Origin of the sequence: Aeromicrobium sp. (assembly GCF_014378035.1) — a bacterium.
Classification (GTDB): domain Bacteria; phylum Actinomycetota; class Actinomycetes; order Propionibacteriales; family Nocardioidaceae; genus Aeromicrobium.
Genome location: NZ_JACMOM010000052.1, coordinates 1 through 12,244, shown reverse-complemented (window position 1 = coordinate 12,244; position 12,244 = coordinate 1). Strand labels below are relative to the sequence as shown.

Genomic DNA, 12,244 nt, shown 5'->3' with positions numbered 1-12,244 from the left:
CTCCTCGCAGGGTGCGGCGCTCGACGACTTCGGGTTCGTCCAGACCGAGGCTGAGGCCGAGGCCGGGATGGTCAAGACACTCGAAGCCATCGTGTGCCCGGACTTCGTCGACCACCGTCTCGACGCGATTGGCTACGGGTTCACCATCCCGTTCCTGACGCAGAAGGCGTACCCCGAACTGGTCGCTGACGCGCTCAAGTTCGCGGGTGTCCTGTGGGCGCACAAGATGAACCGTCGCCGCATCGGGCAGATCCTCACCCTCTCGGATGCCGTCACGTTCGAGGGCTACGGTCCCAGCGTCACGGACTCGCTTGAGGTGCTGAGCCTCATCGCTCTCAACGAGCGCCGGAAGTGGAACCTCGGGCGCAACGCGATCATAGAGGTCAAGTTGCCCGACATCGCGTTGGAGGTCTTCCGCTCCGACATGTCGCGTCGCTCGGGCCTCGCGCTCGACGATGTCGCCACCGAGCAGAAGATCAACGCTCACTTCGCAGCGCGCGGCCTCGCGGTCGAGTACCTGTCGGACTGGTCGGAAATCTCCTACGGCAGCGCGGTCGTGCTCCCCGGTTCTTTCCCGGCCGTGATGTACCCCTCGGGCACGTTCGTCGAGGCTGTTGAGGAAGTCGTCAACCTCTCCGCGATCTACGATGCCGCGAGCATCACGGTCAACGAGTACACCGGCGTGTTCTTCGAGCAGGGCCAGATGGTCGTCAAGGCTGGCTACGGCGCAACCAAGTTGACCATCCCGGTCAACACGGCGGGCGAGTCCGGAGCACTCACGCTCACCGGTTCGGGCGACGCCATCGAGGGTGCTGGCTCGTTCTGATCCAGTGGGGCCGGTTTCCAGAAACACTGGACACCGGCCCCTCTGAATCCGTTCGATCTGGAAACTAGGAGAGTGAGAGCATGACGGTTACCATCGGCACGGGCAGCGACATCCTTCGGCCTGAAACGAGCCCCCTCAAGTCGTCGGTCCTCGACCACGCTCGGGCGGCTGGCAACGTCCACGACCTCTCCGAGACCGAGGGCTTTGGCTGGCGCAACGACAACGGTCTGTGGGTCTCGTACAACGGCATCGAGACTCTGGTCCCCACCCCGATCTGCCCTGAGCCGCTGCTCAGCGACACGGGCGCTTTCAAGACCTTCGACTTTGCGGAGTGGCAGCCTGCTCTCACGTTCGCCGTTCACGGTGGCGTGCAGTGCAGGACGGTCGGGCTCGACAAGGCGGACCAGCAGGCCGAACTTGATCGCGTGTTCACGGCCAACGAGGGCAAGGGCGTGGAGCAGGCGCTCCTCGGCAATCGCTTCGTCGCTCAGGTTGCTGACGCCGCGAATCCGCTCGGCGGCTCATGGGCCGCGCCGATTGACCTGACCCCGGTGACCGACACCGTGTCGCCTCGCGTGGCTGTGGCCCTGCTGGAAGGCTGGGCAGCCCGTCACTACGCAGGAGTGCCCACCCTGCACCTCCCACGCGCTCTGGGGACGATTCTCGGCGGCGATGTGATCGAGTGGAAGGGCGACCTCGCCTTCACCCGCATGGGCTCCAAGGTTGCTTTCGGCGGCGGCTACGATGACGAGGATCAGGACGGCACGTTCATCCTCTACGCCACGGGCGAGGTCTTCGTCGAGCGCAGTTCCTCCATCAGCATCAACTCGATCACGATGCCCAACGATGGATCGGGCACCGGATCGGGCGAGAATGGGCTCGCGCCCAACACAGCCATCGCTCTTGTCGAGCGCATGTTCAGGGTCGCGGTCGACGTGTTCGTCGCCAAGGCCACAGCAACGGTGCCTGCGGTCACCGGAGGAGGGTTCGGAGTATGACTACCAACGAGCGAGCGAACTACACCGCGTTCGTCCCTGCTGGCGAGAATCGCCGGGAGACAGCGCGTGCTCTCGTCGACTTGGCAAACGCCAACGGGATCGCCCAGACCAGCATCCAGTCGACTCACGGAGGATTCAACGTCACCGACGAGGTAGCCGACCTACTCTATGCTGAGGTCGACGACACCGAGGCTGACGACACCGAGGCTGCCGACCCTCACACAGACTCCGTTTCCGGAAACCCGGATACGGCTCCTACCGCCAAGGCTCCTGCCAAGACGGCCCCCACCAAAAAGAGGAAGTGATTCATCGTGGCTACCCAGTGCTTCTCACAGGTCCGGGGTCGCGTCATTCGCGTGACCAAGTTGGACGCCTGTGGCATCCCTGACGCCGGGCAGTCAGCCGTCGTCGTGTCCAAGCGAGTCTCCTCGGTCACCATCGACGAGGTTACCGACAGCGGCACGAACATCCGTGAGCGCAACTTCGGTGACGAGTTGACGATCACGGACGACTCGTACGATCAGGTGCTCGGCTACTCCGGAGCCATCGCGCTCTGTGGTGTCGACCCGGCCTTGATCTCGGTCTTCACCGGCCAGCCCGTCGTCCAGAACGCCTCGGGTGACATCGTGGGCTTCGACGCCAACACCGGCATCGACCTCGACTCGTTCGGTTTCGCCATCGAAGTCTGGTCGAAGATCGCAGGCGGCGCTTGCGATGCCAGCGGTCGCCGCAAGTGGGGCTACACGGTCTTCCCGTTCTTCAAGGGTGGTCGCCTCGGCGGCTTCTCGTTCGAGAACGCGGCGGTGCAGTTCTCGATCACGGGCGCACAGACCCGTGATGGCTCGCAGTGGGGTGTCGGCCCGTTCCGCGTCGACCGTGGTGTCAGCCCGACGTTCACGCCGTCGCCGCTGTTCACGCCGCTGACGTCCAAGACGCACTACCGCAACCAGTTGGTCACCCTCGACCCGCCTGTCGCGTCCTGTGGTGCGTTCCCGATCACCGCTGGTTCCTTCTGATCTGGGGGTAGGGCTCCTCCGGGGGTAGCCATGAGGGGCGGTCAATCGAGAGTCGGTTGACCGCCCCTACCAGTACCAGCACCGTTTCCAGAAACACCCGCACAGGAGCAGAGAAGGACTATCATGGCCGAATACCCGCTTCGGGGATTGTACAACTGGGACGATGACCTCAAGGTCTACATCGACGCACTCCCCGCTGCACAGGTCTCCACGCCCGGTAGTGCTCTGGAAGTTGCCGTTGCTGCCAAGGTCGGCAACCAGATCGCCACGACCGGCACCGCTGCGGAGGTTGCGGTTGTCGGCAAGATCGCAGCGACTACCGCCCCGCGATGGAAGGCCGCCACGGCATACGCAGCCGGTGACCTCGTGGTCAACCCATACGGGCAGACCGTCGCAGTCGTGACCGCACACACAGCATCCGACGCCTATGACGCGGCAAAGTTTCAGGCACCCGCGCCAGTAGTCCCGTCGATGACTGTGTATGAGACCACCTCCGACCCGCGCAAAGAAGTCCTGTTTCAAGATGGGGCAACCCTTTATGCCCACGACCAAGCGGCGGCGGGCACGATCTACAAGTCGGTCAACAGCGGCAAGACATGGACCGCGCAGGGCGTAACTGGGTTCCGGGTGTTCAACCTGCACCGCATCAACACCACCAACACGCTCATCGCCATCCAAGAAACTGTCAGGGGCACGGCAGGGCTGAACCCAAAGGTAGTTCGCTCCACCGACGACGGCGCTACGTGGACGCAGGTCACTACCCTTAACTTCCCCGGTCTCGGCCACCAGAGCATGTGCTCACCTGCAAGCGGCGTGATCCTGTTGGCCGAATACGGCAACGTTGGCAACACCGTTTACAGGCTGATGCGCTCAACAGACGACGGCCAGACGTTTACCGCTGTGCTCTCGTCGACAGGGACGGACAGCGCGTCCGACCCTGGACATATTCACTCCGTCACCCGCGACCCCTACACGGGCGCGCTTGTCGCCTTCATGGACCGCTCTCAGCCGCAGGTCTACACCTCCGCTGACAACGGGGCGACGTGGACTCTGGTCGGAACGTCAATACAGGAATACCACCCGAACTTCGTAGCCCCGATGTACTTCCCCGGCCATATCGCATGGGGCGTCGACAACCAGTCGCTCGGCAAAATCTACCGACTGTCACGGGCCGACTTCTACGCTGGCAACTGGAACAAGCCCGAGACCGTCGCGCAACTGAACCGGAAAGTCTTCTACGACACGTTTCCGATTCGCCCCGACGTTTGGGTCATCAGCGGTGCGACAGAGTCCGTCGGCGGCGATACTGCCGGGACGGGCAGTTATGCGCAAGAGGTCTACGTCGTGTCTGCCGGTGGCTCTCTTGTCGCTGGCGGGGTGTCGCACTCGACCGCTCTCAGCGTCAACGTGGACGCACTCGCGGGGCAACGTGCCAGTCTCCCCGGATATCCTGCCGCCGCTCCTGACCAGAAGGGGCGCTCATGGATCAACCTCAACACAGCCACGGGCGGCGGGTTCGCGGCGGTTGCGTACTCGGTCGGTGACGCACCGGCAATGCCCCGCACATTGGGTGGCTTTATCACCGACCCGATCATGGCTCCCACCACTTCGCTGCGGGCTAGGTCATCATCGGGTGTCGCTCAGCCGATCCTCACGTTGGACAGCACCGACCGTGTACGCCTGAACAACCCTGTCAGTGCCGCCAACCCTGAAATACGTCTGTATGAGAGCGCGACCGGGCTGATGGGCTTCATCTTCGGCGGCGCGGCAACGATCCTGGTACAACCTAAGCTCGTCGACTTCACCGGCTCCGTCATACAACTCAACGGCACATCTGGCCCAGCCCTGTACTCAGGCACAGGACCGCCCGAGGGTGTCGTTACCGCGCCGCGCGGGTCGGTCTATCTCAACAAGGTCGGCGGAGCAGGATCATCGGCGTTCATCAAGAACATGGGAGTCGGGAATATCGGCTGGGTCGCGTTCGGTGGCGGTCGAACAGTTGTGACCGTTACGACCAACTATGCGATGGTCCGCTCCGATGACGTCATCATCACCGACAAGACGACAGGTGTTGTGACGCTACTCAACGCGGCAAACAGTGACGTCGGAATCGGCCGCACGATCACTGTCAAGAACGTCAACGCCTCCGCGGCCTCCGTGGCTGCGACGGCACCCTCCACGATCGACGGCGCCACATCGGTCTCTCTCGCACAGTGGGCCAAAGTCACGGTAGTCAGCGATGGCACCAACTGGCTCACGATCTAACCAAACACCCACCGCCACCCGCCACGGCGGGACTTCGACGACCTGCCTGTTTCCAGAAACGAGAAACACAGGCCAGATGACCTGCAAGAGATCGACGTAGTACCATAAAGCAACTCCTAGCCCTCTCGGGCGTATGAGGCAGAGGGACAGTCAGCCATAGCAAGAGACCCAGAGGCGGGAGATCACGTGGACCTGACCGAGCGCCTACTCCTTCTACGTTCTTTGATGTTCGTGGAGGGGATACTCTGCGGCCTGCTGTTCGCTTGGATCATCGGGGTAACTTTCTTTCACCATTCCCTGTCGTATCGGATAGTCGTCCTCGGTTTTGGGGGCCTGCTTTCCTACGTGACAGCCGTACAGGTGAAAGCGTACAAACTCAGAGCCCCGTTTGATTCGTATTCCACCCTCGGATTGATCGCAATGACGATCCTTCTGGTAGGACTGGTGCTGCGCGTCCTGTACAGCGACTCGGATAATGCGGGGGGATAACAGTGGAGTCTTCGATAGCCGTTGCCATGATCACATCGGCGGCGGGAATCTTCATCGCCCTGATCGGTGCCTACGCTTCGTCAGGGCGGGCTGTCGCCGCTGCCACTCAGCCACTCAAAGAGGACATCGAGCGCTTGAAAAGACTCGCCGTACAACTGGGGGGAGACCCTGATGACGCCTAAGCCGAACAGCCAAAGAGTCATGTACATCTTGATCACGTTGGCGTTCTTGGTATCAGCCGCTTCGTTCTTGCAGGGGTACGTCAGCCAAGTAGGCAAGACCGACGTGGCCGTCGACACCGCCAACAACGAAAAGAAGCAGAAGACTGCGGTGGTTGACAAGGCCAGCACTCTCGCACAGCAGGTCACGACCGCCTGCGCTGAATCCAAGGGCAAGGCGCTGCAAGACCTTCGTGACGCGGGGCTGTGCCGTCAGGCGGCGGTAACCAAGTCCACCATCGACGACGTGACTGACAAGTCCAACTCTGCTCCGACCACCACAGGCCCGACCCAGACTCAGGTGAACGCTGCTGTGCGGTTCATCCTGTCGGGCATAGACTTGGTCGGGCCCTCGGGCAGCAGGGGGCCGAAAGGCACCGCTGCCCCCGCCCCGACCATCGACCAGTTGGTCGACGCTCTGGTGTCCTTCTGCTCCACGCAAAATGACTGCCGGGGGGCGAACGGCGATGCTGGGGCTAAGGGCGATACCGGCGACAAGGGCGCTACCGGTGATACCGGCAGTACCGGCGACACTGGCAGCGCGGGAAAGAACGCCCCCGCCATCACCACGGCGAGTTGCAACTCTGACGGCCTGATCGTGTTCGGCTTCGACGATGGGAGCAGCGTCACGGTGACCGACTCGGACTGCCGCGTTGGCGTGGCTGCGCCCCCTCCTGCCGGATAGCAGCGGGTATGCTGTGCCACGCACAGTGACCATCGGTTTCTGGAAACGAAAGGCACATGATGAGCGTCCTTACGCTGGCGGGTAGCCCGATCAACTGGGCCAAGCCCCCCAAGTCGACCACGCGGGTCATGTGGTCGCGCCGCGACATGTACGGGCGCAAGGTCACCGGGTCACTGTGGACCATCGCCCTGCTGGACCGCACCGATGCGCTATCCGTCAAGAAGTTCGGCAGGCACCTCGTCGTCATCCAGCCCCCGTTCAATACCGGGGTCAAGGCCAGCGCCGGAACGCATGACTACGATGCCTGCCTCGATGTCTATATCCCCGGCGTCACGTGGGGTACGCAGGAGAAGTTCTTCCGCGCCAACGGCTGGGGAGCCTACTGGCGTCGTCCGCCCCTGTTCGGCAACCACATCCACATGTTCGCCCTGCCGCCGCGTGAGGGCAAGAGCATCGCGGACGACTACCGAGTCTTCGGGTTCAAGGTCGGAAAGTTCGTAGACGGCGGCTGGTCGCTGTACGGGCGCAAGCCCTACGGCGCTCAGATTGATGCCTACTACGCGCACCGGGACGGGCTCGCCCGCAACTATCGGGATACCCATTGGTTCCCGTCCAGCATCGAGTCCACGATCTTCGACCTCCGCTCCTACATCAGGTCCAAGGTTCCGGTCGTGCGGACTGTGCGCTGGTATGAGCACCGCCACCTGAACACGTGGGGGGACGACGGGATCGAGGGCTCTCGCACCCTCGACGCCCGCAGGCCGTTCATGCTCACTGCCCTGACCAGCGGCAAGCCCGAGGTCATCACCCTCAACGAGGTCCGGCCCTCTCAGGTCGCCCAGTGGCGAGAGGGATTCACCAAGGCCGGGTACATCGTCCCGCTGGCGTCGGCAGGGAACCTTGTCGCCGTCCTCAAGGGCACCGAGGTCACGTATGCCAAGTCGGTCACCATGCCCTCCTACGCCCAAGGTGGCGGACGCAAGGAGACCGTTGGTCGGGTACGAGCCAAGATCAATGGCTCGTGGGCTCAGATCGTCGTGACTCATTTCGACTTCCGTCGCGGCGCGAAGTTCGACGCGATCCGCGTCCAGCAGGGGAAGTACACGATCAAGTTGGCCGCGAGCCTCGCCCGGTATCGTCCCATGTCGAACTGGAAGACTCGCACCAGCATCGGTCTGACCGAGAACTCCAACACGTGGGTCCGCGACACGGCGTTCAAGCCCGCAGGATTCAACCCGGCCGTGAAGTCCAGCCTCAACGCCATTTATAGTGGCCGAGCAGCGCGATCCAATAAGATCATCAGTACGCGATCCAACTACCCGATCATCGCAGTCACCTATGGAAAGAAGTAATGATCATGCTTACTGCACTGGCTAAGGCCAAAGAGATTGCCAAGTCGCTGAGCACGCTGCTCTCTGGCATCATCATCGCGGTACTCGCGTTCGGAGTCGATGAGCCCGCAGCCAAGTACCTTGCCATCGCGGCGGTCATCCTCGGCGCAGTCATCACATGGGCCACCCCCAACGCGGAGACTCCCGTTCAGCAGGACGCACGCTTGGCTGGTGAGGATGCCCTGATACGCACTGACGGCTTGTCCTACGAAGGCGCTGGCGGCGGTGCCTATGAGAGCGACCCCACCGACGCGATGACCGGAACCCCGGAGACTACGGTTCTGTATGAGTCGGGCGACCCCGAGGGAGCGGTTTCCGGAAACTCTGTCGGCGCTGCTCCGCTTGAGGAAGACCTGCCGGACGCCGCGAGGCCCACCGGGCTCGGGTAGCCTAGTATCCACACACCACGAAGGGCGCAACGATGACATGCACATGGGAGCCGGACCCGGCTTGCCTCGGCGCGGAGTGGACAGGACTTGACCCTCTGGTACAGGAGCGAGCGCTGATGCTCGCCACGTCGTCCTTGCAGGCGCTCACCCTGAACCGAGTCGGGACATGCCCGATCACCATTCGGCCATGCCCGGTGGAGCGCCCCTGTGGCTGCAAGTGGAACCCGCACCCGATCCGTCCCGGCGAGTGGCTGAACGCTTGCGGCTGCCGTAGGGCACGCTACTGCGGCCCACTGAGCGAGGTCGACATCGACGGCCCCATCGGCTACATCGACAGCATCAAGGTCGATGGCGTCGAACTAGTGCTGGACACCGGCGACTGGCGCATCGACAACGGACACCTCCTCGTTTGGCAGGGCACGGGCACGTCGCCCATCCCCGAGACACAGGATCTCGACAAGCCAGACAGCGCGGTCGGCACGTGGAGCATCACGTACTCGAAGTCCTACCCCGTGCTGGCCGACGCCCGTCTCGCCGTCGCGTTTCTCGCAATGGAGTTCGCGGAGGCGTGCGCTCCACAGGGTGCCTGCTCCCTGCCGCGAGGGGTGACCAGCGTCGTGCGCAACGGCGTGTCATTCAGCATCGAGGCAGGTCTGTTCCCCAACGGGCTGACCGGAATCGACATCGTTGACCAGTTCATCCTCAAGTGGGCACCCGCTGGGGCTCCGATCCAAGCGGCGCAGGTCCACAACCCGCGCACGCGCAAGGCTAGGATCACCTCCACACTGCCTGTGCGGCGATTGGGCGGCTCCGTATGACCATCGGGGGGCTCGGGTCCGACGAAACTCTCCCGCCCGCTGTGCTGGCCTTGGAGAACGCCATTGTGGAGTTCACTGGGTGCATCCGGGACGCCCTGCCGGATATCTGCTCGGTCGGGTTCACCCTCGGTGAGTCCTACGTCCCGTTCGATCCCGACCCCGGCGACTCCTGCTCGGCCACCGAGGCTCAGTGCTCGCAGGCATGGATCAGGATTACCGACGTGCAGCCTGCGCCCGGTGGGCTGGAAGGTTTCAGCGGCCAGAACTGCGCTCTGTCGCTCATCGCCGGGCTTGAGGTCGGCGTGCTCCGCTGCATGGAGGTGCCCAAGAAGGGACGGGCTCCGACCGAGACGGACGTACTGGTCTACGGGATGCAGTCGCTCGCGGACATGAACGCCATCCTGTGCGCCGCTCTCAGTTGCGAGGTCTGGGAGGGCATCAACGTCGGACAGTGGCAGCCACAGGGGCCGCTCGGTGGACAGTACGGTGGCGTGTGGGCGTTCACCGTGGAACTCTGACGGGTTTCTGGAAACATGCCCCAGTCCAAGATTGTCCGAAAGCGCGGGTCAGTCATGGCTGTCACAGCCACGGCCGAGGTGCTGTTCATGCCCACCGGCCCGGTTGGTCGGTTCTCGAACACGCTGTCCAACCGCGTCACCGCAGCGACCAGAGGGTTCGCCCCACGCAACAGCCGCCCGACGTGGGGCCACGAGCCCGCAGCGCACGGCCGGTCGCTCAAGCGATCTTTCACGTCCAGCAGCGCCACGCGCGGGCTACGGATCTACACGGCAGTCGGGTCGTCGTCCAAGTACAGCGCGTTCGTCGATCAGGGCACAGGTATCTACGCCGGTAACTCGCCGTGGGAAGCGACGATCCTCCCACCGGGGGCTGTGGGTAGCCCCAGCCTGTATGAGCACACATGGATTCCCTCTCCCAAGAGTGGGAAGCGTGTCGGGACTGTGATCATCAAGGGCCAGCACCCGCAATACTTCTTCTCGCGTGGGCTCACGGCCGGGCTCCGGTCTGTTCACATAGCGACGGCGACCATGCCGGGCACCAGCCTCGCAGGTGCTGTCGACACGTTCCCCGAGGAACTGGCCTCTCACGTCACCGCAGCGACGGAACCTGAGATCGCGTTCCTCGCGTCGCTCACCGAATGGCGTCGGTGGAGGGACGAGGCATGGAGTAGGCACGACCCCCTCGGACATGGTGGTGCCCGCACTGCCGAGCACCAGCGCCGCGCCGACGCACAGGGCTTGCGCGTGCAGGCTCAGCGTGCGCGGCGTGCAGCAGCGAAGCCGAGCCCGGAGCAGCGTACCGCCGACAACCGCCGTCGACAGGCCAAGCGTCGGGCGCGCTTGAAAGAAGCCAAGACGACTGTGAACACCCGGTCCCAGCAGAAGATAGCCGAGAGGGCACGGTTCCTGCACGCGGCCATCGAGAAGTACGGTGCCCGCGTTGACCCCTCGTCGTTGGAGTTCCGTAGCGGGTACTGGTACATCGAGGTTCTTGAGCGGGTCGTTGCGAGACCCGGTGGGCCGACTCTCCTGCTCCCCCGCGAGATTCGTGGCCGCAAGATCGGCTGACCGTTTCCAGAAACGCCCCCTGAATCCACGACGTGATACCGTATGACACAAGCGACGCTCCACCAGACGATAGGAACCGACATGAAGAAGTTCGTCACAGCCGTACAGGACACCGAGGGCGAAGACGAGGACAGAGGCGTACCGATTGAGTTCGACCTCGACGGCCGCGAGATGAAGGCGTACCGACCGCACGAGGGGCAGTTGACGTTCATGCTCGCCGCTCTCGGTCGCGGCCAGACCGACGACCAGCGCTACGCGGCCATCGTCAACATCATGATGTCCTCCCTGAAAGGTGACGATCAGGACCACTTGGAGTCACGGCTCCTGTCCAACTCCCGCAAGGAAAGATTGCGGCTCAAGCAGTTGGAAGAGATCTTCGAGTACCTCATCTCGGAGTGGTTCGCGGACCCTACCCAGTCGCCGTCCGACTCTGCCGAATCGGAGCCGAGCGCTTTGCAGAAATCACCGCCTGCTACTACCTGATCCCCAACCTCACGGCGCTTCCGCCGTGGAAGTTCACATCCTTGGTCTACGCTTGGGCGATCGAACGGGTTGAGCACGGTAAACTCGACGAGTGGCTTACCGAACTCAACGACCTGCTGGAATGGCAGGACGGCGACAGCGCGGCGTCCGAGGAGTCCGAATCGGCCTCATTCTTCAACATGCAGAACAAGGCGGGTAACCAATGAAGCGTGGCACCGAGGTCGGTCGCGGCTATGTGCAGTTGGAGATCAACGGCGACGGGATGAACGACGATATCGTCGATTCCATTGACAGCGCCGGGCCGGGTGTCGTGAAGGCAGGAAAGGAACACGGCGAGGGCTATGGCGATGGGTTCGAGGAGGGATTCTTCGACCGCATAACGGACACGCTCACCGAGAAGTTGGAGTCTGAACTCAACCGGAACTTCAAGAACATGGGGCAGCGCCTCGGGCGGTCCCTGTCCAAGAACCTTGGGTCCGCTGTCGGTGAGAAGATCGACGAGATCGAAGTCTCGATGGGTCGGATGCTCGACAACATGGAGAACCGGATCGGATCTGTTTCTGGAAACGGAGGCGGGGGTGGCGGCGGCAACCGCCCTCCTGCTGGCGGTCTCGGTGATGGCACTCCTGACGACCCCAATCGCGCGTTCTACGCAGCGTTCCAAAAGGCTCGCGTTTCCCTGCATGAGTCGGCCAACCGCATGATCGAAAAAGCGGACAAGGCCAAGTTTGATCAAGAGAAGGCACTCCTCAAACAGCAGAGCGCGCTCTACGATGCGGCGGCCAAGGCGCACAGGAGGGATGTTGATTCTTTCAGTAAACTGTGGAACGCCGCTCACGCCGAGAACATCAAGCGAACGCAGAGAAGCGCGGACAGGTTCACTCGTATCTGGGCCGCAGCGCACGCGGAGGATATCAAGCGGAGTCGCGCGGCTGACAAAGCCCGAAACGGGGGCCGTGGCAGTGATCGGTCGATGGGTAGTCGAGTCGGGGATCTTCTCGGCGGGGGCTCCCGCAACAACGCGCTCAACCTGTTCGGCAAGTCAATCGGCGGCATCGTCTCGATGGTCGAGAAGATGGG

General features: G+C 63.0%; 15 protein-coding genes. All 15 read left to right on the top strand.

Annotation, left to right across the window (positions count from 1 at the left end; genetic code table 11):
• Nucleotides 1-826 (top strand): major capsid protein (locus H7290_RS02880; protein ID WP_290512511.1); only part of this gene is annotated, 826 nt, incomplete at its 5' end.
• Nucleotides 827-906: 80 nt separating this feature from the next.
• Nucleotides 907-1,824, top strand: a complete 918-nt coding sequence (locus H7290_RS02875; protein ID WP_290512510.1) for a hypothetical protein — start codon at nucleotides 907-909, stop codon at nucleotides 1,822-1,824.
• Nucleotides 1,821-2,129: a hypothetical protein gene (locus H7290_RS02870; RefSeq protein WP_290512509.1), complete on the top strand. Its 309-nt coding sequence runs from the start codon at nucleotides 1,821-1,823 to the stop codon at nucleotides 2,127-2,129. Before H7290_RS02875 ends, H7290_RS02870 begins: the two co-directional genes overlap by 4 nt.
• 51 nt (nucleotides 2,130-2,180) lie before the next feature.
• Entirely contained in the window at nucleotides 2,181-2,840 is a 660-nt protein-coding gene (locus H7290_RS02865) for a hypothetical protein (RefSeq protein ID WP_290512508.1), read from the top strand.
• 123 nt (nucleotides 2,841-2,963) lie between these two features.
• Nucleotides 2,964-5,105 (top strand): hypothetical protein, encoded by a 2,142-nt coding sequence (locus tag H7290_RS02860; RefSeq protein WP_290512507.1) that lies wholly within the window; start codon nucleotides 2,964-2,966, stop codon nucleotides 5,103-5,105.
• Between the two features lie 186 nt (nucleotides 5,106-5,291).
• A complete protein-coding gene (locus H7290_RS02855; protein WP_290512506.1) occupies nucleotides 5,292-5,594 on the top strand; it encodes a hypothetical protein in 303 nt (100 codons plus the stop codon).
• A 285-nt stretch (nucleotides 5,595-5,879) separates the two neighbouring features.
• Entirely contained in the window at nucleotides 5,880-6,497 is a 618-nt protein-coding gene (locus tag H7290_RS02850; protein ID WP_290512505.1) for a collagen-like protein, read from the top strand.
• A gap of 56 nt (nucleotides 6,498-6,553) precedes the next feature.
• The gene (locus H7290_RS02845; RefSeq protein WP_290512504.1) at nucleotides 6,554-7,849 is read left to right on the top strand and encodes a hypothetical protein; all 1,296 of its coding nucleotides are present in this window, start codon (nucleotides 6,554-6,556) and stop codon (nucleotides 7,847-7,849) included.
• A gap of 5 nt (nucleotides 7,850-7,854) precedes the next feature.
• Entirely contained in the window at nucleotides 7,855-8,277 is a 423-nt protein-coding gene (locus H7290_RS02840) for a hypothetical protein (protein WP_290512503.1), read from the top strand.
• Nucleotides 8,278-8,393: 116 nt separating this feature from the next.
• Complete coding sequence (locus tag H7290_RS02835; protein ID WP_290512502.1) at nucleotides 8,394-9,095, top strand: hypothetical protein; 702 nt, start codon at nucleotides 8,394-8,396, stop codon at nucleotides 9,093-9,095.
• On the top strand, nucleotides 9,092-9,613 hold the full coding sequence (locus H7290_RS02830; RefSeq protein ID WP_290512501.1) for a hypothetical protein: 522 nt from the start codon (nucleotides 9,092-9,094) through the stop codon (nucleotides 9,611-9,613). Before H7290_RS02835 ends, H7290_RS02830 begins: the two co-directional genes overlap by 4 nt.
• A 54-nt stretch (nucleotides 9,614-9,667) precedes the next feature.
• The gene (locus tag H7290_RS02825; protein ID WP_290512500.1) at nucleotides 9,668-10,681 is read left to right on the top strand and encodes a hypothetical protein; all 1,014 of its coding nucleotides are present in this window, start codon (nucleotides 9,668-9,670) and stop codon (nucleotides 10,679-10,681) included.
• A gap of 81 nt (nucleotides 10,682-10,762) precedes the next feature.
• On the top strand, nucleotides 10,763-11,164 hold the full coding sequence (locus H7290_RS02820) for a hypothetical protein (protein ID WP_290512499.1): 402 nt from the start codon (nucleotides 10,763-10,765) through the stop codon (nucleotides 11,162-11,164).
• A gap of 41 nt (nucleotides 11,165-11,205) precedes the next feature.
• Nucleotides 11,206-11,370 (top strand): hypothetical protein, encoded by a 165-nt coding sequence (locus tag H7290_RS02815; protein WP_290512498.1) that lies wholly within the window; start codon nucleotides 11,206-11,208, stop codon nucleotides 11,368-11,370.
• A partial coding sequence (locus H7290_RS02810; protein WP_290512497.1) for a hypothetical protein occupies nucleotides 11,367-12,244 on the top strand: 878 nt, incomplete at its 3' end. The genes H7290_RS02815 and H7290_RS02810, both read left to right, overlap by 4 nt.

What these genes read in the sequence shown, in the direction of transcription:
- H7290_RS02875 (WP_290512510.1), top strand. Translation starts at nt 907, where the DNA reads ATGACGGTTACCATCGGCACGGGCAGCGACATCCTTCGGCCTGAAACG.
- H7290_RS02870 (WP_290512509.1), top strand. Translation starts at nt 1,821, where the DNA reads ATGACTACCAACGAGCGAGCGAACTACACCGCGTTCGTCCCTGCTGGC.
- H7290_RS02860 (WP_290512507.1), top strand. Translation starts at nt 2,964, where the DNA reads ATGGCCGAATACCCGCTTCGGGGATTGTACAACTGGGACGATGACCTC.
- H7290_RS02845 (WP_290512504.1), top strand. Translation starts at nt 6,554, where the DNA reads ATGATGAGCGTCCTTACGCTGGCGGGTAGCCCGATCAACTGGGCCAAG.
- H7290_RS02840 (WP_290512503.1), top strand. Translation starts at nt 7,855, where the DNA reads ATGCTTACTGCACTGGCTAAGGCCAAAGAGATTGCCAAGTCGCTGAGC.
- H7290_RS02835 (WP_290512502.1), top strand. Translation starts at nt 8,394, where the DNA reads ATGCTCGCCACGTCGTCCTTGCAGGCGCTCACCCTGAACCGAGTCGGG.
- H7290_RS02830 (WP_290512501.1), top strand. Translation starts at nt 9,092, where the DNA reads ATGACCATCGGGGGGCTCGGGTCCGACGAAACTCTCCCGCCCGCTGTG.
- H7290_RS02825 (WP_290512500.1), top strand. Translation starts at nt 9,668, where the DNA reads ATGGCTGTCACAGCCACGGCCGAGGTGCTGTTCATGCCCACCGGCCCG.
- H7290_RS02820 (WP_290512499.1), top strand. Translation starts at nt 10,763, where the DNA reads ATGAAGAAGTTCGTCACAGCCGTACAGGACACCGAGGGCGAAGACGAG.